Annotated in this window: 23 protein-coding genes and 3 pseudogenes; 15 read left to right on the plus strand and 11 right to left on the minus strand. The window is 68.6% G+C overall.

Translation table 11 applies throughout. The annotated features are described in order from the left end of the window. Window positions 1–348 precede the first annotated feature (348 nt). Both ACIBAD_RS31610 and ACIBAD_RS31615 read left to right on the plus strand, forming a co-directional pair. Complete coding sequence (locus ACIBAD_RS31610; RefSeq protein ID WP_134068504.1) at window positions 349–1,164, plus strand: alpha/beta fold hydrolase; 816 nt, start codon at window positions 349–351, stop codon at window positions 1,162–1,164. A 736-nt stretch (window positions 1,165–1,900) separates the two neighbouring features. Further along, the gene (locus tag ACIBAD_RS31615) at window positions 1,901–2,104 is read left to right on the plus strand and encodes a cold-shock protein (RefSeq protein WP_134068503.1); all 204 of its coding nucleotides are present in this window, start codon (window positions 1,901–1,903) and stop codon (window positions 2,102–2,104) included. A gap of 315 nt (window positions 2,105–2,419) precedes the next feature. Here ACIBAD_RS31615 and ACIBAD_RS31620 read toward each other — a convergent pair whose 3' ends face one another. Next, window positions 2,420–2,758: a hypothetical protein gene (locus tag ACIBAD_RS31620; protein WP_398910094.1), complete on the minus strand. Its 339-nt coding sequence runs from the start codon at window positions 2,756–2,758 to the stop codon at window positions 2,420–2,422. 107 nt (window positions 2,759–2,865) lie between these two features. Next, on the minus strand, window positions 2,866–3,252 hold the full coding sequence (locus tag ACIBAD_RS31625) for a hypothetical protein (protein ID WP_134068501.1): 387 nt from the start codon (window positions 3,250–3,252) through the stop codon (window positions 2,866–2,868). A gap of 651 nt (window positions 3,253–3,903) precedes the next feature. Here ACIBAD_RS31625 and ACIBAD_RS31630 point away from each other — a divergent pair. Continuing rightward, complete coding sequence (locus ACIBAD_RS31630) at window positions 3,904–4,164, plus strand: hypothetical protein (protein WP_398910097.1); 261 nt, start codon at window positions 3,904–3,906, stop codon at window positions 4,162–4,164. A gap of 1,242 nt (window positions 4,165–5,406) precedes the next feature. Here ACIBAD_RS31630 and ACIBAD_RS31635 read toward each other — a convergent pair. Both ACIBAD_RS31635 and ACIBAD_RS31640 read right to left on the minus strand, forming a co-directional pair. Beyond that, the gene (locus tag ACIBAD_RS31635) at window positions 5,407–6,390 is read right to left on the minus strand and encodes an NADPH:quinone reductase (protein ID WP_398910099.1); all 984 of its coding nucleotides are present in this window, start codon (window positions 6,388–6,390) and stop codon (window positions 5,407–5,409) included. A gap of 20 nt (window positions 6,391–6,410) precedes the next feature. Continuing rightward, window positions 6,411–6,800 (minus strand): annotated as a pseudogene (locus ACIBAD_RS31640) (PadR family transcriptional regulator); the annotation flags it as partial. A 35-nt stretch (window positions 6,801–6,835) separates the two neighbouring features. On the opposite strand from ACIBAD_RS31640, the gene ACIBAD_RS31645 reads away from it, so the two are divergent. From ACIBAD_RS31645 to ACIBAD_RS31665, 5 genes are all read left to right on the plus strand, one after another. After that, entirely contained in the window at window positions 6,836–7,507 is a 672-nt protein-coding gene (locus ACIBAD_RS31645) for a zinc-binding dehydrogenase (RefSeq protein WP_398910100.1), read from the plus strand. 452 nt (window positions 7,508–7,959) lie between these two features. Beyond that, window positions 7,960–8,775, plus strand: a complete 816-nt coding sequence (locus tag ACIBAD_RS31650; RefSeq protein ID WP_398910102.1) for an inositol monophosphatase family protein — start codon at window positions 7,960–7,962, stop codon at window positions 8,773–8,775. A 39-nt stretch (window positions 8,776–8,814) separates the two neighbouring features. Beyond that, window positions 8,815–9,411, plus strand: coding sequence for an NAD(P)-binding domain-containing protein (locus tag ACIBAD_RS31655; RefSeq protein WP_134068498.1), 597 nt, complete (start codon window positions 8,815–8,817; stop codon window positions 9,409–9,411). Between the two features lie 361 nt (window positions 9,412–9,772). Then, window positions 9,773–10,462 carry a hypothetical protein gene (locus ACIBAD_RS31660; RefSeq protein WP_208328910.1) on the plus strand — a complete coding sequence of 230 codons (690 nt, stop codon included), beginning with the start codon at window positions 9,773–9,775 and terminating at the stop codon, window positions 10,460–10,462. 583 nt (window positions 10,463–11,045) lie between these two features. Further along, window positions 11,046–12,311, plus strand: a complete 1,266-nt coding sequence (locus tag ACIBAD_RS31665; RefSeq protein WP_398910105.1) for a protein-glutamine gamma-glutamyltransferase — start codon at window positions 11,046–11,048, stop codon at window positions 12,309–12,311. Between the two features lie 204 nt (window positions 12,312–12,515). On the opposite strand, the gene ACIBAD_RS31670 is transcribed toward ACIBAD_RS31665, so the two are convergent. The 5 genes from ACIBAD_RS31670 to ACIBAD_RS31690 form a co-directional block, all read right to left on the minus strand. After that, on the minus strand, window positions 12,516–12,764 hold the full coding sequence (locus tag ACIBAD_RS31670; protein ID WP_398910107.1) for a hypothetical protein: 249 nt from the start codon (window positions 12,762–12,764) through the stop codon (window positions 12,516–12,518). A 428-nt stretch (window positions 12,765–13,192) separates the two neighbouring features. Next, on the minus strand, window positions 13,193–13,360 hold the full coding sequence (locus ACIBAD_RS31675; protein WP_398910109.1) for a hypothetical protein: 168 nt from the start codon (window positions 13,358–13,360) through the stop codon (window positions 13,193–13,195). Window positions 13,361–14,260: 900 nt separating this feature from the next. Further along, a complete protein-coding gene (locus ACIBAD_RS31680; protein ID WP_398910111.1) occupies window positions 14,261–14,497 on the minus strand; it encodes a hypothetical protein in 237 nt (78 codons plus the stop codon). A gap of 42 nt (window positions 14,498–14,539) precedes the next feature. After that, window positions 14,540–14,998, minus strand: a complete 459-nt coding sequence (locus ACIBAD_RS31685) for a helix-turn-helix domain-containing protein (RefSeq protein ID WP_398910113.1) — start codon at window positions 14,996–14,998, stop codon at window positions 14,540–14,542. 151 nt (window positions 14,999–15,149) lie between these two features. Beyond that, on the minus strand, window positions 15,150–15,710 hold the full coding sequence (locus tag ACIBAD_RS31690) for a TetR/AcrR family transcriptional regulator (protein ID WP_134068496.1): 561 nt from the start codon (window positions 15,708–15,710) through the stop codon (window positions 15,150–15,152). Window positions 15,711–15,825: 115 nt separating this feature from the next. Between ACIBAD_RS31690 and ACIBAD_RS31695 the strand changes: the two genes are divergently transcribed. The 4 genes from ACIBAD_RS31695 (at window position 15,826) to ACIBAD_RS31710 (ending at window position 18,630) form a co-directional block, all read left to right on the plus strand. Beyond that, on the plus strand, window positions 15,826–16,512 hold the full coding sequence (locus ACIBAD_RS31695) for an SDR family oxidoreductase (protein WP_398910115.1): 687 nt from the start codon (window positions 15,826–15,828) through the stop codon (window positions 16,510–16,512). A 126-nt stretch (window positions 16,513–16,638) separates the two neighbouring features. Next, a complete protein-coding gene (locus ACIBAD_RS31700) occupies window positions 16,639–17,643 on the plus strand; it encodes an NADP-dependent oxidoreductase (protein WP_134068494.1) in 1,005 nt (334 codons plus the stop codon). Window positions 17,644–17,896: 253 nt separating this feature from the next. Continuing rightward, window positions 17,897–18,229, plus strand: coding sequence for an alpha/beta fold hydrolase (locus ACIBAD_RS31705; RefSeq protein WP_398910117.1), 333 nt, complete (start codon window positions 17,897–17,899; stop codon window positions 18,227–18,229). A 221-nt stretch (window positions 18,230–18,450) separates the two neighbouring features. Beyond that, on the plus strand, window positions 18,451–18,630 hold the full coding sequence (locus ACIBAD_RS31710; RefSeq protein WP_398910119.1) for an alpha/beta fold hydrolase: 180 nt from the start codon (window positions 18,451–18,453) through the stop codon (window positions 18,628–18,630). 427 nt (window positions 18,631–19,057) lie between these two features. Here the strand turns inward: ACIBAD_RS31710 and ACIBAD_RS31715 are convergent. Then, window positions 19,058–19,156: pseudogene (locus ACIBAD_RS31715) on the minus strand (IS5/IS1182 family transposase); the annotation flags it as partial. 1,282 nt (window positions 19,157–20,438) lie between these two features. On the opposite strand from ACIBAD_RS31715, the gene ACIBAD_RS31720 reads away from it, so the two are divergent. Next, window positions 20,439–21,122, plus strand: coding sequence for a hypothetical protein (locus ACIBAD_RS31720; protein WP_398910121.1), 684 nt, complete (start codon window positions 20,439–20,441; stop codon window positions 21,120–21,122). Window positions 21,123–21,159: 37 nt separating this feature from the next. Here ACIBAD_RS31720 and ACIBAD_RS31725 read toward each other — a convergent pair whose 3' ends face one another. Next, the gene (locus tag ACIBAD_RS31725; protein WP_398910123.1) at window positions 21,160–21,570 is read right to left on the minus strand and encodes a hypothetical protein; all 411 of its coding nucleotides are present in this window, start codon (window positions 21,568–21,570) and stop codon (window positions 21,160–21,162) included. 759 nt (window positions 21,571–22,329) lie between these two features. Between ACIBAD_RS31725 and ACIBAD_RS31730 the strand changes: the two are divergent. Together ACIBAD_RS31730 and ACIBAD_RS31735 are read left to right on the plus strand one after the other, a co-directional pair. Beyond that, a pseudogene (locus ACIBAD_RS31730) lies at window positions 22,330–22,653 on the plus strand (IS701 family transposase); the annotation flags it as partial. An 839-nt stretch (window positions 22,654–23,492) separates the two neighbouring features. After that, window positions 23,493–25,025, plus strand: a complete 1,533-nt coding sequence (locus ACIBAD_RS31735; RefSeq protein WP_398910125.1) for a PKD domain-containing protein — start codon at window positions 23,493–23,495, stop codon at window positions 25,023–25,025. Window positions 25,026–25,226: the final 201 nt, after the last annotated feature.

Consider the following 25,226-nt stretch of genomic DNA (forward strand, 5'->3'; position numbering starts at 1 on the left):
TGCCACGACGTGCCAGTAGGGACGGTGACCAGCGGTCAACGAGAGGTTGGAAGAGGCAACCGGAACGGAGCCCACCCTTCCTGCCTTTCCACGCTTGCAGCAACACCCGGATCAGTGACCTGGCCGGCGAGGGCCTGATCACCGTCGACTGGGAACCGGGCAACATCCCCGCCATGGCCACACTGACGCACCAGGGCATCCGGCTCATGGAGGCCGAGGAGGAGAAACGCGGCTGAATCGGGGTTGAGCCGGACGCTGGCTTTGGCGAGCTGATCTGGCCTGATTTCCAGCTAAGCCGTTCGGGCGAAGCCTCAAGTCGACGGGATTCCGAGCCCGGCCCGGAGGGAAATGCCCAACCTTGTGACAGGTCAAGTAGCAGGACACGTAATTCCGTACGAGGTGCAGGGCAGCGGGCCCGAACGGGTCCTCGCACTTCACCACTGGCTTAGTGACAGGTCGAGTTTCGGCCATCTGCGGCAGCACCTGGACGGGGGCGCGTTCACTTACGCGTTCGTGGACTGCCGGGGATACGGCGAGGCGATGGACACCCCCGGCGCGTACGCGATGGAGGAGATCGCGGCGGACGCCCTCGCCGTGGCCGACGACCTCGGCTGGGACACCTTCTCGGTCATCGGTCACTCCATGGGCGGCAAGGCGGCCCAGCAGATGTTGCTGGACGCGCCCTCACGGATCCGCTCGATCATCGGCATCTCGCCGGTACCCGCGTCCGGGTTCCCGCTCGAAGGGGAGATGTGGGAGCTGTTCGCCGGGGCCGTGGAGGATTCCGGCAACCGCAGGACGATCTTCGACGCCCTCACCGGCAGTCGGCACGACGACGCCTGGCTGGACGCCAGAGTGAACGGCTCGGAACGCTCCTCGCAGGCCGCCCTGCGCTCGTACCTCGAGTCCTGGACGCGCGGCCCCGACATCCACGAGCTGGTCAATGGAAACACGACGCCGGTGCTTGTGGTGGCCGGCGCGAACGACCCGGGGATGGGCCCCGACACCATGCGATCCACGTGGCTGCAGTGGTATCCGAACGCCGAGCTCGAGGTCTTCGACGACGCCGGCCACTTCGCCCCGGACGAAAGCCCCGCGGCCCTGGCGACGGTGGTCGAGAGGTTCCTCGGCCGCAAACTGCGTCAGGCCGGCCAAGCACTCTGAGCGGCGCGTGCATTACGTGCCAGTCAGGGCGGTAAACAGCGGTCAGCAGAGGACGGTCCGGAACCCTCGGAATCGACTTCGAAAACCCGTCTTCGCAGGTCAGCAGCCCACCGAACGTCAAGCGCCGGGTGATTCCCAAGCTCAGGGCGCGGGTTCGATTCCCGTCACCCGCTCCACGGCGAAGGCCCAGCTCATGGGCGAGTCCCAGGGGTCGTTGCCACACGTGATCGCCGACGTGTGGTGGCGAGCAGTTTGGACAGGCGTTCGGCTGGGGTTTCCAGCCGAGCTACGGCACGGCCCCGACCCAACGGGACGCCGCTACCGGCGCCCACCTCACCGACGCCTCACTTCCCTCAGCACAGAACTGACCCCTCTCGGGTGATAACCCGCCCGGTCCGCCTCTCCGCACCTGAGAGTTCGGCCGACTCGGTCTCGTGCATGCCTTCCGTGCGGGGAAAATCTGCGGCCGTTAGGTGAGAATTTGCGTCGCATGAAAGTGAGGGTTTTTATCGCGGGGGACTGAGCAGAATAATCTTACGTGCGGGGGTCGCTCCGGCGTGCTACTGTCGATCTCAGTTGCAGTCTTGGTTCGCAAAAATTCAGACGCTTCCCTCGCCGGCGTTCTCGCCCGCTGGAAGCGCTTTGCATTTCCGCCGATTTTCCGGTCGGGGCAATCATCGCGGCGACTCCGGAACCGCACAGTGTGATTCCGGGCACTGCCCCAAAGGAGATCAATATGGCATCTGGCACCGTGAAGTGGTTCAACGCGGAAAAGGGTTTTGGCTTCATCGAGCAGGAGGGCGGCGGCGCTGACGTCTTCGCTCACTACTCGAACATCGCCTCCTCCGGCTTCCGTGAGCTTCAGGAAGGCCAGAAGGTTAACTTCGACGTCACGCAGGGCCAGAAGGGCCCGCAGGCCGAGAACATCGTTCCCGCCTGACGCTGACGCGTACCCGTAGCTGGGGCCCGCACCTTGGGGTGCGGGCCCCAGCTCGTTTGCCTTTCCCCTCACACGCTACGTCGCATCCCGACGTTTTCGCGCGCGGCGGGTGGCGGCGCCTCGCGCCCGCCCGCCTCACTGCCCGGCCCGGCGGATCATTCTCACACGGCTTCCGTCCCGCCCCTCGTCGCCGGTAAGCCGTCCGCCGTTTACCCGCACCGCTACCTGTCCGCCGTCGGCAATTACTACCGTCATCGGCGAGCTGTGGCTCCGGGATCTCGAACTCACCGCCTGGCGCGTCCAGCACGCGGACCGTTAATCAGCTGATCCAGCCCGGCGAAAAGCCTTTCTCGACGCATGGACGAGTATCTGATCGGCAACCGCCGAAACCAGTCTTATATCCATCTGGCTCGTGCGCGGCTTCGGTTTCTCTGCCTCGGTCACGGGCTCGATGCCGAGGATCTGCTCGCACATCCACTGCTGCACCCCGGTGAGATGGTCCCACCCGTGCCGGACCGTGGTGACCCACCTGCCGAGGTCCTCGCCCTGGCGCACGACCTCGCCCGCCGTGGTCGGCAGTGTTTCGCCGGCGTCCAGGTGGAGCCGGACCAGATGGAAGCAGCGCTGCCAGGCACCGGCCACACCGGGCACCACGAGAGGTCGATCTCCTCCAGCTGCTCGCGGCGCTCCAGCGTCATCGCCCCGGCCGACTACTCCATCGGCAGGCCCTACGGGCGCGGTCATCTCAGAGGGGTGCGCGGTCAGCGGCGGCCGCCGACGCGGCGGTCGTCGGCCAGCGCGGTCAGCGGGCCGTACTCGCAGGCAAGCTGGTTCCAGGTCAGAACCTCACCACAGCGAGCCGGGAAGTCCTTCGGGTTGAACTCGGGCATGGTCCAGGTGCCAGTGCCCCGGTCCCGCAGCCACAGGTCCCCGTCACCGTCGACCACAGTCGGCGGGACCGGTACGGGCTCGGCCTGATCGACGGGCTCCCAGGTGGCCCGGCCCGGGTGGGAAACGCGGCGCAACTCGGTGGTGGCCAGCCGCGCGGCCAAGTCACGGGTGGACTCCTCGGCGTCCTTGACCGATGCGAGCCGGAATGCGTCGTTAAGTACGGGCAGGGCTGGATTCTTGCTGCGCTTTGAACTCATACGCTGATTACCTCCGTAGGGGGCGTCACATCCGTTATGGCACCCCGTAGAGGAACACGGTATCCGAGGCGGGAGCCTGGCCGGCTGCGACCGCTGTCAACGATCATTGCGATGCCGAGGCGGGCGGTCGTGGCGTGTGGTTCTGATCCACTTGCTGTGGAGCGATCACGGGCACGAACCGGGGGCGGCGCCGCGTGTCTGGACTGGGCGGTTCACCCTGCGTGTTTCAGCATCGCGGAGGAACCGTAGGCCGTCCGGCGGGGTGAGGCCTCTCCGTTCCCGTGCCCGGCCGGGCTGCGGATCTGCCGTCAATTTCCATGAGCCACCGGGCCCCGCAGGGCTGTTCGTGGAAGGGTGAACAGCATCTGGCGGCATGGGGTGGCAGCTGCCTGTGTGCGGGAGGGGTGGACGTGGCAGACAGTGCGGAGGGGCATTGTCAGAGAACGTCAACGGGTGGACGTTCAGGTGAGCCTGGGGAGGCTCCGTCGGACGGTCCGGGCCTTCGAGTTGCACCGCCGGCAACCTCGCGGAGAAGGCCCTCGATCGCTACCGGATCACCCGGACTGTGGTCGCCGAGTGGGACTGGAACCCGACTGACGGCGACGGCGACGGCGACGACGTCGCACCCAGCCGCCCGTCGACTGCGCACCGGTGACCGCCTCCCACCCCACATCAGCGCCCCGGCCGACGGCCGGGGCGCTGTGCCTCGTCGAAGCCAGCACCACCCGGCGGACGAGCGTCGACATCAGCGTGTACGTGGAGCAGATGACCGCCCACTGCCCCTACCTGGATCCGTCCCTCCAGCGGGGCCTGGCCCGCTGGACCGTCTACCGGGCCGCTGGCGATGCTGAGGCGGTGGCAGAGGAGATCTTCCACTGGATCCGGGCACTGCGCCCCGGAGCGCCGGACTAGAGTCGGCTCCAGCCCGCGCCGACATGGGCGCGCGGGCCAGGAACGGTGCCCAGCCTGCTGCGGCAGTACGACCGAACCGCCCCGGCCCCGATTCACGCTCGTGTATCGGGGCCGCGTCGCCCCCCGGGGGCAAGCCTCGATCGCCTCTGCCGTCGCCTCTGCCGTCGCCTCTGCCGTCGCCTCTGCCGTCGCCTCTGCCGTCGCCTCTGTGGTGGCTCCTGTGGTGAGGAATCTCCGGACGACCACATTCTCCCTGGTCAGACCCGGTGGGTAAGCCTTCTCAGCGGTCCGACCCTCTCTTCCAGTCTCCGTGACGGATCTGGAAGCTCGGTGGGGCGGCGGGCGCGACAGACAGTGCCGTGGGACCTGGTGGCCGCTGCCGTCGGCTACACCCTGCCCCGGGTACGGCGACGGGCTGCACGGAAGTCTTCGTGCAGCCCGTCGCCGACTGCTCCAGAGGTCAGCGGCTGAGGGCCGGCCCCCAGGCGAACTGAAGGTCGTCCAGCAGGAAGATCGGCATGGTTGTGTGCGGCAGGACGAACCAGGGCAAGGTGGTGCGGCTTGCCGTCAAGCAGTTGGCCGGGCAGGCCTTCGACGTGCGAGGCACCTTCGACGTCGTGGTGTGGGGCAACACCTGATCCGCGACGTGCACGGCGCCGGTGCCGACACCGGGCGTCGGCCTCGGGCCCGGACGTCCGGACCGCCGCTGCCGCTCCGCCGTGTGTCACTTCGCTGACCGCCTGGCACAACGGGCTCTGGTCCACTCTTTGCGTGTGCCAGAGGCCCTGCCGGAGGAGTACGGTGTGCGGGCCGCAGCGGGGATCGCCGCAGCCGAGCCCGACCACCGCAACTCACCGTCCGTGGCCGGGCCGGGACCGGGCTGTTCTGTGACCGCCCGGGGGGCCGGCCGTAATCCGCTTGACCTGGACAGGGGGTGAACGCTGAACGGGCCTTGACCCCCCTCTTGCCCGGTCACAGCCCTGGACGCCCGCGCAACCCCCTCGGCCTCGCCGACACCTTGAGACACCACGCTCTGCCCGCCCGCGCAGCACGGAATACCGCCATGATGGACGTCTTGGTAGACCTGCCGCCCATGGTCATTGCCGACCTGATCGGAATCCACTGCAAGACAGCCGAACGCTGGGCCACCCTCGCCGGCGGGAACTGGTCCGATTACTTGGCAGCGCGACGGGCCGCCCCGCAGGGCTAGGTAGTTGAGCAGGGCAGTGTTCCGAGTCTGTGCTATTGGGGGATGGTGAGCAGGATGCGGCCGTGGCCACCGCCAGCGTCGACGTGGTCGTGGGCCTTGGCGATGTCGTCCAGCGGGTGACGGTCGCCGACGGCGACGGTGAGGGCGCCGACGGCGGCTGCGGAGGTGAGGTCGCGGGCGGCCTGGCGCTTGGCCTCGGCGGGGAAGTCGTCGCTGCCGAGCAGCCGCAGGGTGACGTTGTTGAACAGCAGTGGCCAGAAGGGGATCTCGGTGCGGTCCGTGCGGGTGGCGTAGGCGGCGATGACGGCGTTGTTGGCGGCGACGGCGTTGTCGAGATCGGCGTTGTCGGACAGCGCGACCTCGATGATCCGGTCGACGCCCCGCGGCGCGTACGAGCGGATGGCCGCGGCGGGCTCGCCGGTATCCAGGGCGACGGCGTGGGAGACGACGGCCGCGTCGACGCGGCTGAGGTCCGCGGTTCGGCGGACGGTCGCGATCACAGTCGCGCCGGCCCAGTGGGCGAGCTGCGCGGCCAGGGAGCCGACGCCGCCGAGAACTCCGTGGACCAGGACCAGTTGGCCGTCGACCGGGCCGTCGGCGAAGACGGTGCGGTGGGCGGTGATGCCGGGGATGCCGAGGCTCGCCCCCAGCTCATCACCCAGATGATCTGGCAAAGGTACGGCTTGGTGGTCAGGTACGACGGTGTACTGGGCGGCGGTGCCGAAGGGGCGGTAGGACTGGGCGCCGTATACCCAGACCCGCTGTCCGACGCGGCGGGGGTCGACTTGGGCGCCCACGGCGTCGATGACTCCGGCGGCGTCGCTGTGCGGGATCACCCGCGGGAAGGGCATGGACGAGCCGAGCCAGCCGCGCCGTTTCTTGGTGTCGCCGGGGTTGACGCCCGAGACGGTGACGCGGACGCGGACCTCGCCGGGGCCTGGGAAGGGATCAGGGAGTTCACCGACGTGCAGGACATCGGCGGCGGGGCCCTGGTCGTCGTACCAGGATGCAAGCATGGGGGTACCTCCGTGGACAGTCAGCTCGCGGGAGCGGCGGGCGCATGGGGATCGCTGTCGGTGCATCCGGTGTCGAATACGGGCGCCTTCTCCCCGAGGGCCTCGCGCAGCCAGGTCCGTTCGGCGCGACTGGTGGCGCGGGCGGTGAGCAGCATGCCCCGCCGGTAGGGGTCGGCGACCTCCTCGGCACCCAGGGGCCGCTCGTTGTCGTAGAAGAACCTCGCCGGTTCTTCCAGGAACTCCAGCCGTCTGCGCAGCACCGCGTGCTGTTCGGCCACGTCGGGCAGGTGGGAGAGGAATGCCAGGACGACGTAGAACCGGGTGAAGTCGGTGATCTCGTGGTCGGCGGGCTTGCGCACGCGCTGAAGCATGTCGGCTCGCCCGGCCGCAGTCAGGCTGAGCGGGAACCGTTCTTGCCCTGGGCGAGGACGTCAACGGGCTCGAGGTGGGCGACGCGGTCTTCGGCTTCGCACTGACCGGTGGCGGTACCTACGCCGAGACCACGGTGCTGTCCGCGCCGAACACCGCGCGCATCCCGGCGGGTCTGTCCGCGACGGTGGCGGCAACGCTGCCCGTGGCCGGGACGACCGCGGTGGACGTGCTCGACCAGCTCGGACTCCCGGCAGGTGCCACGATCCTGGTCAACGGGGTCGGGGGCGGCGTCGGCCTCGCCGTCGCCCAGCTGGCCATCGGGCGCGAGCTGCGCGTGATCGGCACCGGGAGTACTGCCAAACGCGAGCACGCAGAGGGCATAGGGGTGCGGTTCATCGACTACACCGCCGAGGACGTCGCCAATGCGGCACGCGAGCAGGTGCCGGTCGGCTTCGACGGGATCGTCGACCTGGTCGGAGGCACCTCGCTGCGGACGGTCGCTCCGCTCGCCCAGGATCCCCGCAACGTCATTGCTGTCGGTGATGCTTCTGTGTCCGATCTCGGGGGGCGTTTTGTCGAGCGTCGCATCGACCGCGAGAACCTGGAGCGCTCAGCTCGGCTGGCCCTTGACGGAGTCCTCGCACCCAGAATCACCGCGGTCCATACGCTCTCCGACGCCCCGGCCGCCCTCGCCGGTATTGAAAACGGTCACACCTCGGGCAAGGTCGTCATCAAGGTGACCTGAGAAGTGCCCGGCCGGCTAACGCCGGCGCAACCAGGCCGTTTTCTACCGCCGCCATCAGCTGCGGCTCGACCACGACGACACCACGCGCCCGGCCGGACTCATCGACCGTCCGCTCGCCGAGGGCCGGCGCGTCTTCGACCGGGCCGGGTCGCACGAGCAGACCTCCGACTGCGCCGTCCCTCTGCAGGCCCGAGACGACGTCCTGACATTCACCAGGCTGTATCGGGCGGCCGGATGATGCGAGCAGGAGGCGTCCGGCGTTCACGTGCCCCCTCTTGCAGTGATCTGCGAGGCCAGTGGCTTCGCCTGCCCGTGAGCGGGCTGAACGTGCGCATGGACGTCGGTGTGTGGCGCTGATGTTCCGGAGGGGTGTCGCTGGTGTCCAAGTGCGTGCCGGGCCCGGTTCCTTAGATTTCGATCAGTCCCTTCACCCTTACTCACACCGGAGCACCATGTCCGAAACCCTGGAGATCACTGACGTCCTCTCCGACGCCGACCTGTTCGACCGGACCGAGACTGCCGTGCGTGCGGCCGGGCTGGCGCTGGACGAGCGTTTTGGGGATGTGATCCCCTACGCGAGCCGCGACGAGCTGATGCGCGCTCTGGCCGTCAACGACGACACGGTCCTCGACATCCTCAGGCCCCGCCTCACCCGGTTGCGCCCGCAGGCGGGCTGGGTGGAGGACGAGCTGGACGGCGGGGCACTGCCGCCCGGCGAATGGTGGGTCGTTGATCCGGCCGAGGGCAACGTCAACCACCTGCACGCCTTGCCCGACTGGGCGGTCACCGCCACCCTCGTCCGGGAGAACAAGCCCGTACTGACCGTGGTCCACCAGCCGTTGACCGCCGAGACCTACACCGCGCTGGCCGGCGGGGGCGCCCATCTCGACGGACGACCTGTGCATGTGTCCGGGACGGCGGACCTCGGCCTGGGCATCGTGGCCACCAGCCAGGCCCGGCCGGACGAGGACGACGACGTCGTGCGACGGATCGGTTCCTCGATCACCGCCATGCTCTTCGACGCCCTCGTCGTGCGCACCTCGGTGCCCGCGACCCTCCACCTGGCGAACGTCGCAGCCGGCCGGCTCGATGCCTTCTGGCAGTTCGCCGGCGCCCGCGCGGACCTGCTGCCCGGAGCGCTGCTCGTCACCGAGGCCGGCGGACGGATCTCCGATGCCCAGGGACGCCCCTGGACCCCGCACAGCGAAAGCTTCCTGGCGGCCGCACCGGGCGTTCACGCCGAAGCTGTCGCCACCCTCTCACGCTGACCCGCACCACCACGTGCACGTACGGAAGACCAGATCCTCATGACCGCGATCGCAGTACTCGGAAACGGCCGCGTCGGCGGCAACCTGGCCACGGCCCTGACCCGGGCAGGGCACGAGGTGACGGTGGCAGACAGCGCCCCGGGGGCCGCAGCAGCGGCCGCCCGCGGCGCCCGGGTGGTCGTCAACGCCACCCCGGGCGCCGACTCCCTGGACCGGCTCACCGCCATGCGCGAGGAGCTGCACGGGAAGATCCTCATCGACGTTTCCAACGCCACCACCGACGGGCCGGACGGCCTCCCCGCCGACCTGCTCTACCCCGGAACCAGCCTGGCCGAGCAACTCCAGGAGGCCCTCCCCGGCACCCACGTCGTCAAGACCCTCAACACCATGCTCTTCCCGGTGATGACCTCCCCGGCCACCCTCAGCCAGCCGCCGACGGCGTTCCTCTCCGGAGAGGACCCCCAGGCCAAGCAGGCCGTCCGCGAACTGCTCACCGACCTCGGATGGCACCAGGAGTGGATAGCGGACCTGGGCGGGATCCGGACCGCCCGCGCCACGGAGGCCGCGATCCTGTTCGTCCCGCACATCATCCGCGCCTCCGGATTCACTCTTTTCGCGATTTCGATCGCCCGCTGACACGTGCGCCCGCACCGGCCGCGGACGACCGGCGCCGGTGCCGGCAGTGACGGGTCCCGATGACGGACTCGGCGCATCACCGCCACCCGTGCGAGCCCCGACAGGTGATGTTCCAGCAGCGACCGGCTGGTCATCAGGGAACGCATCTCCTGTAGCCGGACTGGACGAGTCCCCCCTCCGCGGCCGCGGACTCGGGCAGGTCATTCCGTCCGGCCGATTCGGAAGTATCAGCTCCACCCCTCGCCCGTTGCCATGCAGGCCACTTGTAGGAAGATCTTCCCGGTGCCGCATGAGCCGCGACGGCGTCCTTCGGAACACCACCACGGGGCGTTGTCGCAATGCAGACGAGGAGCGGAGCGGGATGCACGGGAACGGAGCGCCGGCCGGCGGCGCCCGGGGGGTCTTCACCGTGGACTCGACGGACCCGGGCGCTGCACCGCAGGGACTCGAGGCGTTCCGGCGCGGGTGGGAGACGCAGATCGGCGACGACGTGTTCCAGCTGCCGGCCTTCAGCCCTGGCACGATCGGCGACTTCCGGGTCAAGGGCAACGTGACCAAGGTCGACGGTGCGGCGATCGCCGATCTCCACGCGGCGTCGGCCACCCGCACCGCGGACGTCCCGGGCGGCGACCAGGACCTGGTCGCCATGTACGTGGTGCGGCGCGGCGCCTGGACGCTGGGCAACCCGCCCGGCCACGGCGACCAGACCGTATCGGCCGGGCAGTTCCTCGTCCGCCACCTCGGGAGTCTGGCGGCCTTCGAGACGACCGCCGACCTCACGGCGAAGTTCCTGGTCCTGCCCTCCGACGAGCTCAAACCCCTGCTCGGGAAGCGGGCCGTCACCGGATTCGCCGCCTCGGCCGAGATGCGTCTGCTCACGGCGATGACGGACATGATCCGCTGCGCGTGCGGATCGACTTGCCCGAGCACGCTCAACCGGACGCCGGTGTGGTGCAGTGCCGTCTGCGAGATCAACCGGGGACCCGTGACGGGGTATTACCGGCCGTTTCCTGTGTGGCACGGGTGGGTGGCAGGCACCGCGCAGCGATGAGGAGCGTCGGAGCGGTGGCGGAGAACTAGTGGTTCCGTCGGGGGTATCGGTCGCTCCGGTCGGCGTCCCAGGGCCCCGTGGACCGGAGCTTGGGCGGCCGTATCACATCCACTGAGCTGCATCCATACCCGTCAGTGACCGCTCAGTTACTGCGCTGTCCGGCATTCGGGGCGTCGATCCCGGCCGTGCCGCAGGTCCTCCTACGGAGGGGAACGCCCGAGGCGCCCTGCCCGCGCACCTCTCCGGCAGGCTCGGATACCTGTCCGGATAGCGGTCATCCGGCGGCGTGGCCGATTCTGCAGCCGGTCGTCGGCGGGGAGTTGGCAGGGGGGCGGAGCGGAGGACATCATCCTTCCTCGTACGAACCGACTATCTGTTCGGGAGTAAGAAATGTGTTCGGCAACAGCCGCCGCATAGGCCTCCCAGGCGCCTTGAGGCGCCGCTAGATGCCACGAAGTGCCTTTCCCGGTGGGCGTGAGTTCCGCGCGCGCTCCCGCCTGGCACGCCGTTCCTGCGCAGCTGCCCTCTCGCACACTCACGCCTCCGTTCATTCGATTTCACCGTAGTGGAGTTCTTGACTCTCATGTACAAACGCTCGAAGTCCCTCACCTTCACCGCTGTGGCCGTAGTGATGTGCACCGCCGGTCTCGTCCCGTCGGTCGGCCACGCCGCCGAAGTTCCCACCGGGGTTCCTGCCGTGGAGACGGTGCGCTCCTACGCCGAGAACCACGGACTCACCGCGGCCGATGTCATGCGCATCAACACCCTGAACGAGAAGGCGCTGAGCCTCGGGCAGCCCGGAAAACCCACGGGCTCCGTGCCGCCGAGCGCTTCCGAGTCCTCCAGGGCCGCGGCGGACGGCGGGATGGAGACCCCGCCGGCGGAGCCGCTGGACCGGATGCCCGACCCGTACCGGGTTTCCGGAGGCAGGGCCTCGACCTCGGTCGGCAACTACATACGCAAGTGGCAGCAGGTGTACAGCCAGCGCGACGGTCAGCGGCAGCAGATGACCGAAGCGCAGCGACAGGCACTCGCCTACGGCTGCGTCGGCGTCACGTGGGTGAATTCCGGAAACTACCCGACGAACAAGCTGGGTTTTGCGTTCTTCGACGAGAGCAAGTACAAGGACGCTGTCAAGAACACCAGCCCCCGCCCCGGTGAAACCCAGGCCGAATTCGAGGGGCGCATAGCCAAGCAGAGCTTCGACGAGGAGAAAGGCTTCAAGCGGGCTCGAGATGTCGCGTCCGTCATGAACAAGGCCCTGGAAGGCTCCGGCGACGAGAATGCCTACCTCACCAAGCTCAGGGCGGAGCTCGGCAAGACGAACGACGCCCTGGCCAACGAGGACGGCCGCTCGAACTTATACGCGGCTCTGCGCAACACGCCGTCGTTCAGGGACAAGAACGGAGGAAACTCCGATCCCTCCAAGATGAAGGCTGTCATCTACTCGAAGCACTTCTGGAGTGCCCAGGACCCGCGCAGTTCCGCCGACAAGAGGAAGTTCGGCGACCCCGAGGGCTTCCGCCCCAGCCAGTCCACCGGCCTCGTCGACATGTCGAAGGACCGGAACACCTCGCGCAGCGCCACCAAGCCCGGTGAGAGCTTCGTCAACTTCGACTACGGCTGGTTCGGCGACCAGAAGGAGCCCGCTGCTGACAAGACGATCTGGACCCACGCCAACCACTTCCACAACCCCAACGGCGACATGGGTCCGATGAACGTGTACGAGAGCAGGTTCCAGAACTGGTCTTCCGGCTACGCCGACTTCGACCGCGGCGCCTACATGGTCACCTTCATCCCGAAGAGCTGGAACACCGCGCCCGACAAGGTGACGCAGGGCTGGCGGTAACCGTCCGCCGCTCCCGCTCCCGGACGCTCTCGGCGCCCGGGAGCGCCTTCTGCCGGTGTGCTGAGGGCAAGGCGACCGCTCTCCTGACCGTAAAACATGGGGGTGAGGCGGGCAGCACAGGGTGACCCCCAACCGTCGGTCCGGGGGTTGCCACGGAGCGGGAACCTTCTCTCTTTGTCGATCAGCCTCTGGCGGCCGTCGGGGTCAGTGTGACGTGGTAGCCCAGTGCCTTGAACTTCCGTAGCTCACGTTTTGCCATGCTGGATCGAGACGCTTGGCGTGGAAGTCGGAGCCGAGGTCCTGGAAACGGGTGTCTGGCTCGGTCAACACGTGGTGCCAGACGATGACCAGGATCGATCGGGCGCCGGCGACCAGGGCCTTCATGTGGCCCCGGCGTTTGACGATCCGCCGGTAGCGTTCACCCAGGAACGTGTCCGTGAGGGAGGCGCCCATCGCGGCTTCGCCGAGCGCGCTCCGCAGCCAGGGGTTGCCCTTGCCGGTCCCCGCCGAGGCGCTCTTCGCTCCGGACCGCAGGGGCCGCGGGGAGGGTTTGGCCGGCCGCGCACCCGGCCCCTGATCAGGCGCGTGGACCCCGAGCCTGCGGGATCGTCCGTCGAAGAATTCTGGTCAGCCATCCGCCTGACCGTCGCCCCCGAACCTGCGAGGATCGTCCGGGTCAGCAGGCGGCCGACGACGCACACGGTGTGCGCCTCGGCCGGTGCCGAATGGCTCTGCCCCCGAGGGCGGAACGCGCCTTGCCGAGAAGCACCCCTCGTGCGGCTTCTGGCGGCTATGCATGCTCTTTGTCGTCTGCAGGGGGTGGTAGCGGTGCGGTCGTGGCGGAAGCCCAGGGCGTGACGTAGCCCATGGGGTTGCGGCGGTCATGTTTGTGGTTGGGCGAAGGCCGCGAGTTCGGGGTGCTTCAACATGAGGTGTTCGCGTAGTCGACGTACTTCTTTGTCTTCGGCGGCGGTGCGTTGTTCGGATTCGGTCTGGTCTTGAGCAGTTCGGGACCGCTTGGTGTGCTCGGCATGGGCTTCATCGAGCATGCGTTCCCACCGGCTTGCCTGGCGTAGCCGTTCGGCTTCCTGTGCTGTCTCGGCTTCGGCGACGAGTCCTGCGGTCGCGCGCTGGATCTCGGTCCGTTCTGCTCGGTTCCGGCAGTGCTGACACATCCCGTCGTGGGGTCGTGGTCCTTTGCCGGCCGCCGAGCAGTCTTTGCATCGCATTCCCACCACTGGGGTCGTGGGTGTTTCTGCCGCAGTGCGGGCATCGGGTGCTGGCGGCGGTCCGCTCGGCGTTGTGCGCACTTCAGGCATGCGTCGTCCAGGTGGAGGGTGGTGCCGTCTTCGCACATCGGGTCGGGGCAGCCCGTGGACGGGCGTACCAGCCCTACCGCGGCGCCGAGAGAGTTCTCCTTCGGCCAGGGCGCGGGCGTAGCCGTGCGTCCACCAGCGGCGTTGGATCCGCTCAAGTAGCTGCTGGGGAGTCCGTCCTCCGTTCAGGGCGTCCAGGATCGCCTCACGGAGCACGGCCGGGCAGTGAGGCGGCAGCAGAGCTGCCAGCTCGGGCGGCCATCCCGCCTCAAGGGCTTTGACCGAGTCTGTCTGTCCCGGCGGCAGTTGCAGCTTGGTCGCGTTCCCCGACCTGGCTGCCGGGATGTTGCGCACCAGCGCCCCGGGAGGCGGCGCGGTCGCCAGCCCTACGCGGCCCACTACCTGTAGTGGCCCTGCGGGCGTCATCGGCGCTACGCGCCGCAGGCGCTGTCGGGGTTTTGGAGAGGGGAGGGTTGGGGGACTGTCAGTCCCCCCTGCCGGGATTGACGTGGTTCAGCCAGGAGGCGTGCACGGGTGTGTGGACCAGCACCGTGTTTGGGAACGCCGTGGTCAGCCGGGCTGCTGCGGCCTTGCCGCGGTGGGAGGGATCCAGAACACGCGTTTCGCGCTGGCCTAGGGTTCCTGGCTCATGACCTGGGTGACCAGGTTCATGAACGGGCCGATGCCGGTGGTCGGCTCGCAGCGGCCGAGTACCTTCGCCTGGTGGACGTCGTAGGCGGCCAGGTAGGCCAGTGCTCCGCCGCGTCCGTAGGTGTGGTTGACCCGCATCGCCCTGGCCTGCCCGGGGGCGAGTGTGGGGTGGCAGCGGCAGCGGGCCTGGATGGAGGTCTTCTCGTCCGCGCTGATCACATACTCGTCCGCGCCGAGCGGCTCGCCGTCCCAGGCGCGGGCCTACAGGTCCAGGGCACGGGCCGCCTTGAGTCGGAAGCCGGGGGCGCTGATGAAGATCCAGGAACGGTGTTGCCAGGGCTTGATCGCGTCCTGGTCGAGCCAGCGTCGCACGGTGGAGGCGGAGATCGTGCCGGCGATGGCGCGGGCGACGACCTCGCGGGCCAGCTCTGTGGCGGACCAGCGCGACAGCGGCGTGCCGCTCTCCGCGGGCAGTTGACAGGCCAGCGCCTTGACCTGGGCACTCCGCAACGGGGTGAAGGAAGTGGGACGCCCGGAGCGCTTGCGGTCGGACAGGGCGGGCAACCGGTTCCCGGCGAAGCGGTCGCGCCAGGTGCGGACAGTGTCCAGGTGCAGTCCAGTCTCCCGAGCGATGCGCGCGTTGGAGCGGCCGCGCGCCGCGTGCAGGACAACCTGGGCGCGCTGGCGCAGTCGGTGCTCGGTCTTGCGGCCGTAGGCCATCTTCCTCAGCCGCTCACACTCCGAGGCGGTTAGGAAGATCGGGCATGCGGAAGCGAGAGGCAACGCGGAGAGCGGTTCACGAAAAGTGGATGACGACAGGGTGCGGGAAGCGCACCCTTCCTGCGGCGTGCGCCCTGCACGGTGGTTCCGGTCAGTTGGTGGCCGTCAGTGCCTCGCGTGCGGTGGTGAGGATCTCCTCGGAGAGCGGGGAGCCTTTGGTGGCCCGGGACAGGACGAGGGCTCCGAGCATGGTGCACAGCCGGGTGATGCCGTCCTGGTCCTTGGTGTCGAGCCAGTCGGCGAAGTCGCCCACTCCCTGGGTGTAGACGCGGCGGGCCTCGCTCTCTCCGCCGTCGCGGGCCATGTCGGTGGCGAGTGCGGCGGCGGGGCACCCGTCTGCCGCGCTGTCGCGGTGCTCGGCGGAGAGGTAGGCGTCGATCAGCGCCCGCTGGGCGGCGTCGCGCTGCCCTGCGTACTGATCGAGCCCGTCCTTGTGGTGCTGGGCGAGTTCGCCGAACGCGTGGGCGGTGGCCTCGTCGATGAGTGCCTCCTTGGAGGCGAACTGCTTGTAGAAGCCGCCGTGGGTCATACCGGCCGCCTTCATGAGGTCGGCGACGCTGACGTGGGTTCCCTGTTCCCGGAACAGGCGGGAGGCGGTTTCAACGACCCGTCGGCGGTTCTCCTCCGCCTGCGCCTGCGATACGCGGCCCATCGGCCACCTCCCGATTGGATGTCGACTGGCATCTATCTTAGACCAGTGCTTAGATTGTAGTCGTAATCTAATTGGTGCGGGTCGCTTGGCGGCGGCCGTGGCGCTGGGAGTGGGCATGGAACTGAAGGACGCGGTAGCAGTGGTCACCGGCGCCAATCGGGGGCTCGGGCGGCATCTGGCCGCCCAGCTCGTGGAACGCGGGGCCAAGGTGTACGCGGCGGCCCGTCGCCCCGAAACGGTGGACCTTCCGGGTGTCATCCCGCTGCGGCTCGACGTGACGGACGCGGAGTCGATCTGGGCCGCGGCTCGCACCGCCTCCGACGCGACGCTGCTGGTCAACAACGCGGGCATCTCCACCGGAACGCCCCTGATAACGGGCAGCCCGGACATGGTGCGCTTGGAGATGGAGGTGAACTTCTTCGGCCCGCTCGCCGTGACGCGGGCTTTCGCCCCGGTCATCGAGTCCAACGGCGGCGGCTCCGTGCTCAACGTGCTGTCGGTCCTGTCCTGGCTGCACCCGGCCGACCTCGGCGCCTACGCCGCGGCGAAGGCCGCGGCATGGGCGCTGACCGGCGCGACCCGAGAGGAACTGGCGCCCCGCCGCATCACCATCACGGCACTGCACGTCGGATACATGGACACGGACATGGCCGCGAGCGTTCCCGCCGACCAGAAGACCGACCCCGCCGAGGTCGCCGCCCGGGCCCTGTCCGGCATCGAGCGGGGACTACCCGAGATCCTCGCCGACGAGACCACCCGGCAGGTGAAGCGGAGCCTGGCCGCATCGCCGAACGCAGCGTGAGGCGCGCCCGCCGCATCGGCGTGGGGCGTCATGAACCACCAGTGAATACCAGAAAGTATCTCGTACCGGGGCAGCCCGAAGCGAGCGGAGATCCCGTCCCTGTGCGGACGGGACAGGGAGACAGCGATGAAGGCCTACTTGATCGAGAAGTACGGTGACCAGTCCGCGGTGCGCGCCGCCGAGATGTCCGATCCGGAGCCGGGCGCCGACGACGTGCTGGTCAAGATCCATGCGGCGAGCGTCAACCCGCTGGACTTCAAGATCCGCGACGGTGCCTTCAGGATGATCCTCCCGTACCGCCTCCCTCTCGTGCTGGGCAACGACCTCGCCGGAGTGGTGGTCCAGGCCGGCTCGGCCGTCACCGGGTTCGCGGTGGGTGACGAGGTCTATGCCCGGCCCGACAAGGACCGCATCGGCACCTTCGCCGAACTCATCGCCGTCCACCAGAACGACCTGGCACACAAGCCGGCCACCCTCACCATGGCGGAGGCCGCCTCCCTTCCCCTGGTAGCCCTCACCTCATGGCAGGCGCTGATCGAGAGGGCACAGGTCCAGCCGGGCCAGAAAGTCCTGATCCACGCCGGCTCCGGCGGCGTGGGCACCGTCGCCCTCCAACTGGCCAGGCACTTGGGCGCACACGTGGCCACCACCGCGAGCGCGGCCAACGCCGCCCTGGTCAAGGAACTCGGCGCAGACGTCGTCATCGACTACCGCGCCCAGGACTTCGAGGAGCTCCTGGACGGCTACGACGTCGTCCTGGACACCCTCGGCGGCAAGACGCTGGAGAAGTCGCTGCGGGTCCTCAAGCCAGGCGGGAAGGTCATCGGCATCGCCGGGCCGCCCGACGCGGACTTCGCCCGCGAGCTCGGCGCGAACCCGGTCCTGCGGCAGGCGATGAACGCGCTGAGCTTCAAGACCCGACGCCACGCCAAGCGCCAAGGCGTGACCTACTCCTTCCTGTTCATGAAGGCCAGCGGCGACCAGCTGCGCGAACTCACCCGGCTCATCAACGCCGGAGAGATCCGCCCCGTCGTCGACCGTGTCTTCCCCTTCGAGCAGACCCTCGAAGCCATGGAGTACGCCGAGAAGGGCCGCGCCAAGGCCGGCAAGGTCGTCATTGCGACGGCGTGAGGGCCGGCCCCCGCCCGCCACACCACCGACAGGCCCCGGGCAGCGAGAGGATCCCGCCTCCCACCACTCCTCCCTTCCGCACCCCAGGAACCGATCATGAGCGCACCGCGCAGTTCCGCCACCCCCAACCCCACGCCCGCCCCGTCGTCGTACAAGGACGTGCCGACCCGTTCGGTGTCCGTACGCGGCGTCGACTTCGTCTACCGGCAGCTCGGCCCGGAAGGACGGCGTACCGCTGATCCTGCTCCACTACTTGACCGCAGTCCTGGACAACTGGGACCCCCGCGTCATCGACGGACTCGCCGCCCGGCGCCGGGTGATCACCTTCGACAACCGCGGAGTCGGCACGTCGGGCGGTTCCACCCCCGACACCATCGAAGCGATGGCCCGCGACGCGGTGCTGTTCATCCGAACCCTGGGCTTCGAGCACGTCGACCTGCTCGGCCTGTCGATGGGCGGCTTCATCGCCCAGGTCATCGCAGCCGAAGAACCGCAGCTGGTGCGCAAGGTCATCCTCGCGGGCACCGGCCCCGCCGGAGCCCCGGCATCGACAAGGTCACCGCACTCACCCTCCGGGACATCCTGAAGGGCTTCCTGACCCGCAAGGACCCCAAGCAGTTCCTCTTCTTCACCGACACTGAACACGGCCGACGCGAAGCACGCGCCTTCCTGGAACGGCTGAAGGAGCGCACGGACCGCCGCGACAAAGCCATCTCGCTGACGTCGTTCCGCGCCCAGCTGAAGGCCATCCACCGGTGGGGCCTCCAGCCGCCGGCCGACCTGTCCCGCATCCGCCAGCCAGTCCTGGTGGCCAACGGCGAGAGCGACCGGATGGTGCCGAGCGAGAACACCCTCAACCTCGCCGCACGGCTGCCCCGGGGCGAACTCGTCCCCCTCTACCCGGACGCCGGGGGCGGCGGAATCTTCCAGTTCCACGACGAGTTCGTGGCCAGGGTCCTCGCATTCCTCGAAGCACGGCCCGCCTGACCGCTGAGGCCACATCCCCCGCCGTCCCGGGCGCGGCCGGGACAAGGCGGGCCCGGGACGAGCCAGCCCGCGCTCGATCAGACGCCCTCCTGCCCGTCGGCAGTCCCAGCGGCATCCCCGAGAACGCCCTCGACACCGCATGCCGGATCCACCTCGCCACCTGGCCACAAGCACGCCGACGCCCAACCTCGAAGTCAACCCCCGAACGGCTTACGACGTAGACCACTTAGGGTTCGCGGCTCGGATGGCGGCCCACGCTGCCAGGCATCCGACTGCAAGCGTCACCACGCTGCCCAGCAGGAGCGACCAGAAGCTGCCGGCCTCGTACCAACTCTCGGCTATCTGCGTCATAGCCCCTCATTGCAGCACCAAATCCGAGTGGCTGCACAGGTTTCCAGCCGTGCCACCCATCCCCGTCCGAACAGCCGCACCTGCGGTCCGCGGCGAGATGAGTCTTGCTGATTAGTCCGCCCCGGGATCTGCCGAGCAGGGCTTCCTTCAGACGGGGCTTGCGTCTGCGCCGGATGCGCCAGGCGCTGACGCGGGGAGGGGCCTGGGGCGGTTTGTGCGCCCTGTGTGCGCCGGGTCATGCGCCCTGGCTCTCAAACGGGCGCACTCTGTGATCCGGCTCATGTGAAGATGCCAGCAGGCCAACCCCCATAATCTCGTCGACCGCCCGGCCAACCCCCTGCTCGTCGACTGCCGCACCGCCCTCGCCATAGCGCTCGTCCCGACAAAGCCACCTCGCGGCTGCCAAGGCCGCCCTGACGCGCAGGCACCGAAGGCGGTCGCTCCAACCCCGGGGCGACTGCCTTCGCTTCTGAAGCAGGTGCACAACTCTCGGGTTCTCCGCCGGTGCCCACCCGTGCGCACTACCGTGCCGGGCATGACCACTCTGATCATCGGCGGCAGCGGCTTCCTGGGAGCCGAGCTCATCCGGCAGGCGAAAGTCGCCGGGCACACCACGGCCACGACATACGCGACCAGGGGGTTGATACTGGTGGGCTCGCCCATTCAAGCGTCGCCAGTTTCCCGCATAACCCACCCTGCCGGTGACCGTGTGTGGTCACCGGAGGCGTATCGGCTCCAGGTCCAACCAGCCTCCGCGGCAAGGCGAGTTGTGGTGACGTGGTGGTAGCCGAGGGCGCAGGCATGCCTGTTGAGTACCTGTCTGCTGAGCAAAAGGCCCGCTATAGGCGGTTCGCCACGGAGCCGTCGCCCGGGGAGCTGGAACAGTACTTACGCCTGGACACCAAGGCTCTGGGTCTGACACGGGCGAAGCGCCGTCCGGCGTCGAGGTCGGGATGGGCGGTGCAGGCCCTGTCCGGCGGTGGTCGGGGCCGCGAGGACGGCCACGGCCGCCGTCAGCGCGGTGACGGCGGGGATCAGATTTCGCATGCCCCGATCAACGCCCCCGCACCATCGCAATCAACCTGGGCACCGGCTCCGGCACCACGGTCCGGGAGCTGTGCGAGGCGTTCAACAACGTCGTCAGCACGCCCCTGGAGACCGTCGATGCCGAACCGCGGCCCGGTGACGTGGCCGGCGGCTACACCAAGAGCGACCGGGCTGCCGAGCTGCTGGGGTGGACGCCGCAGCTGTCCCTTGAGGATGGCATCTGCTCCGCCCTGGACTGGATTCCGGTGCGCGACGGGCTGTTGAAGGACCGATGCATCCTTCCCGCCTTCACTCCTCCCGGGCGCTGGGGTCCGGGAGGAAGCCGGCTTCGAGGGCGAGTAGGTGCCGGAGGGCGGGAGCGAGCCACGCGGTGTCCCATCGGTGGTCCGCCGGGCATCCCTGTAGGCGTCATGGGGGATGCCGAGAGCTTCGAGGAGCTGGCAGCCGGCGGTCCAGTCGGCTTCCAGGGTACCGACGCCGCCGAGCGCGATACGACGGGCCCCTCGAAGGACGGCGGCGTGGCGGCACTTCTGCCGTACGTCGTACTCCTCGAGCCGTGCGGGGCTGCCGGCGACCTCCACGAGTTGCGGGTGGGGTGGCCACGCGTCAACCATTTCGGGAGGCAAGCGGGCGATGCGTCGCAGGCGGATCGCGAGTTGCCGGGAGGGATGACCGGGGGGAACGTGAACGGAGGGGGCAGCGTCGAGCGGAACGTGGAGCGCGTGATGACGAAGATCAAGTTCGAGAGCGTGTTCGCGCCGGCCATGGAGGGCCAGGGTCAGCGATCGATCATCCTCCGTGTGGACGGGGAGGAGGTCTGGGAGGGGCACATCGGCCAGGGAGAAATCGTCAACATCAACGTGACGTTGCCGATCCAGACGCTGTCGGTCGAGTTGGGGACCAGGAGATTCGACGAACACGGAAATCCCGACGGCTTCCTCAACTACAAGCACCTCGTCGAGATTCCGCACCCTTCGGAGGAGGACGTCTGGAAGGTCACGCTCTTCGACGACAACATGACCCGGGCCCTCTTCCGGAGCCGTATCGACGGCCTCGGAGGAAAATTCGAACTCGAAGTCTCCTTCCACGGCTGACCGGGACGACGGCCTTGGTACTGGTGAGCTGGCGTATTCAACTATCGCGGATTCCCTTGGGAGCCCAGCCCGCTGGTGACCGGCTGTGGTCACCAGCAGCGTATCGGCTCCAGGTCCCGCCGCTTTCTCTGAGGAGGCGGCTGGTTGTCTTGTCGTGGTAGCCGAGGGCGTCCGCGACGACGGGGGCGGGCAGTTCGAGGAGTTGTTGTCGGATGGCGGCGCCGCGGGCGGCGGCGACCGGGATGCCGATCTCCCGCAGTCGTGAGGACATGTGGTCGGGACGGGCCGGCCGCCCGGCCCGGCGGCCGGGGAAGAGCCAGCGGGATGCCTGGTTGGTGGCGGTGTTCGTGTTGTCGCGGTCTGCGAGGTAGGCCAGTAGCAGGGCTGCCGCTGGTTCGGGGACGGGAGAGGCGGGGTCCGCGTGGCGCGGATCGGCCGGCTGCGGCACGACGGCGGTCGAGGGTCAACACGGACGGCTGCCGTTCCCGGGCCATGGGGCGCTCATCCGGCTGCACTGGTGGTGGCCCATCGCCCCGCTGACTGCGGACCGGCCTTCGAGGGGCCGTGGCCCCCACCGCAGGGCTGCACGGACTGAACCGACCCTAGAGCTGCCGCGCCGGCCAAACTCCGCTGAGGCTGATCGAACTTCGCTGAGAGGGTCCCTGGGACACCGTGATGCGACTTGAGAACCGCGGAGGCCCTTTGGGTACGGCGGCCGGCCGGGCGGTGGCCCGCGGTCGGCCGCACCGTACCGGTGCGCCCGGAGGTCTCCCGAGGTCGGAGGTTTTGACCGGACTGTCTGCCGACGTCTGCCGGGCAGGCACGCCCACCAAGTCGCGTCCGACGAACACGGTCTTGGTCCGGAGCTGCGGAGCGGGGTGCCCCAAGGATCCGGGTACATCGAGGCGGACTCCAGTGCGGGCAGCCGTACCCGCTGCGCGGTCCGTTCGGCCCGGTGCTTAGGGTCGCGGTGTGATCCAGCCTCTTTCAGGGCCTCCCACGTGGAGGCATCCGTTCGCCGCATTTCTCCTTGTCCTTGCGATATCCACCTGCTGGTACGGGCTCCAGCCGGTCCACCAGGAGTGCACGTTGCTTTACGGAGGGGGCAGCAGCTGGAAGGAGACGTATCGGCAGGCGGTCGAAGCGGGGGTGTGTGAGGAGCCGGCGCGGTGGAGGACCAGGGTCGGGTGACCCGATCCGAAGCCCGCCCCTGGAGACCACGGTGACCGACCTGGTGCGGGTCACCGGGAGCTGGCAGATCGAGGAGTGCTTCCAGGCCGCGAAGAACGAGTGCGGCCTCGATCAGTACGAAGTCCGCTGCTACCCGGGCTGGTATCGGCACGTCACCCTGGCCATGCTCGCCCACGCCCATCTCGCGGTCATGGCCGCCGATGCCACGGCAAAAGGGGCTGCAGAAACGCTTCCACCAGCCTGGTCCCCCTCACCGTGGCAGAAGTCCGCAGGCTCCCGGCACTTCACCTCGTTGCGAACCACCGCTACACCGGCCGGACGCATCGCGCACACCAACTGACCTGGTCCCACTGGTGCCGCAGCCGCCAGGCCGTCGCCCGCCACTGCCACTACCAACGGCGACTCCACTCGTTGGAGGGGCACCCGGCCAAGACTCCCCCCGGCACCCCGCCACCCAAATACACTCCCGACAGCGCCCCTGACCAGCCCAGATAGCAAACCGTTGCTGGAACACCAGGCGCCCAGCCAAGTCGCTCCTCCGGCAGCTCGATCATGGACACCCTTGCCATCAGGGTCTTGTTGGCTCGGAATACCGCAAGTGTGGACTACCACCTCTCCGTCAGTGCTGATCGAAGAGGGGCCGGAGGGCGCGCACACCGTGCGGTCCTGGACGCGGGAGCCCGGCGAGGTGGAATGGCCCTGAAAGCGCCCGGAGCGCTCTCCCTCGTCACGCTGGGAGGTACGTTGTTGACCTTTACCACGCAGTCCTCAGGACCCCAGGGGAACTGCTCCCGCGCCTGCGGCGGTCCCAGGGCGAACTCCCGTACCGCTCCCACTTGCGCACCCCACCTGCACGCGCACCTCCACTCACCTCGGGTCTCAGCTGCTCGCACGGACCGTCCTCCCCCCGCGCTAGACCGGCCAGCTCTGACGAGGCCGGAGGAACCGGCCTACAGGCCCCAATCAGTGCGTGCGCAAACAGATGAACCCGAGTGATCCACGGGCCGGGCGTTCTGTAGCCTGAGCGGGCTTTCAGCCCCGTTCCAGGGCTCACAGACATTTGGGGGCTCGGTGTCTCATCGCCGACTCGTAGCATCCGCGACCATCCTCGCGGCAGGCATTTCGCTCATACCGGGGCTGGCCCACGCCGCCGACCCCGCGTCGGGCAAGGCGGAGGGGGTGTCCAGGCCCGACCTGGACTCGGCCATCGAGGCCAAGACCACCACGTTCGACGGCCCGGCCGACCACTCGGTCAAGGTCCCGGCCACCGGCAAGGGCAAGGCGGCCGGCACGCTGGCGGCCTCGGACGCGAACCCGAACCTCTCGGTCGCCCTTCAGGCCGCCACGTTCCAGGCGAAGTCGCTGCGGCTGGACATGGACGTCACGAGCGCGGTCACCCCCGTCTTGATCGACATCAACTGGGGTGACGGCTCGACGGACAACGCGAACACGCACGGCTCCAACTCGGTGACCACGGAGCACGTGTACAGCGAGGTCGGCACGTACACGGTCAAGGTCACCGTGACGGACACCGTCAACCAGACATCGGCCGAGAACTCGGTCACCGTCACTACCGAGGGCTCGGACTTCACCCCGTACAACCCGACCCGCCTGCTGGACACCCGTGACAGCACCGGCGCGCCGAAGTCCAAGGTCGCCCCGTACACCTCCGCCCGGGTCAAGGTCGGCGGCTACGGCACCATCCCCGCCGGTGTGACCGCGGTGGCCCTCAACGTCACCGTCACCAACACGAAGAGCGGCGGCCACGTCACCGCCTTCGCCGAGGGCACCAACCGCCCGACCACCTCGAACCTCAACTACGAGCCCGGCCAGACGGTCCCTAACCTGGTCATCGTGCCGGTCGGCGCCAACGGCTACGTGGACCTCTACAACGGCGGTTGGGAGTCGGTCGACCTCATCGCCGACGTCACCGGCTACTTCACCCAGTCCGCCGCCAGCGGCTACACGGCGATCAGCCCGGACCGGTTCGTCGACACCCGCACCGGTCTCGGCACCCTCAAGGGCCAGGTCACCGGCTACGGGACCTTCAGCACCAAGATCGCGGGCAACCGTGGCATCCCCGCCGGGGCCAAGGCCGTGGCGCTCAACGTGACGGTCACCAACCCGCTGAGCGACGGGCACCTGACCGTCTTCCCCACCGGGAAGGCGGCGCCGACCGCGTCCAACCTGAACTTCAGTACGGGCCAGACCATAGCCAACTCGGTGACCGTCCCGGTCGGTACTGACGGGCAGATCAGCATCCGAAACGGCGGCTGGAATCCGGCCGACGTGATCGTCGACGTCGTCGGCTACTACAGCCCCGAGAGCGTCAGCGCGTACCTCTCCTTCGATCCGGAGCGCGTGAAGGACACCCGCGAGACCAAGAAGCCGCTGCCCGGCCGCTACTACAGCGCGCTCGGACTCGGCGACGGCCATCCGCACACCACGGGCTTCGTCTTGAACACCACGGTGACCAACCCCAAGGGTGCCGGCTTCCTCGCGGTCGCTCCAGACCCGAACACCATCGCGGACTACAACAACGGGACCAACGTCGAGGTGCCGATCCCGACCTCGTCAAACCTGAACTTCACCGCGAACAAGATTGTCCCGAACCTGGTTCAGGCAGGCCGCGGCAACACCGGTGTCATCGACTTCTTCAACCGGAGCGACGCCAACATCGACCTCATCGTCGACATCTACATGGATAACTGATCCACCGCTAGGCACGTGAGGCGGGCCCGACACGGCCGCACCCCGTGCACGACAGTGATCACGGTGCCCCGGGGCGCCGCCGTCCGGGCCGTGTCCCCCGGGGCACCACTCGCCGTACACCGGGCCAGGGAGGGCCCTCGTGCGGCGGCGCGGACCGCAAGATCAAGGTAAGCATGAGCCTTCCCGTGAGCCTGTACACGG

It is taken from the genome of Streptomyces sp. NPDC051109 (assembly GCF_044455885.1).
Taxonomy (GTDB): Bacteria; Actinomycetota; Actinomycetes; order Streptomycetales; family Streptomycetaceae; genus Streptomyces.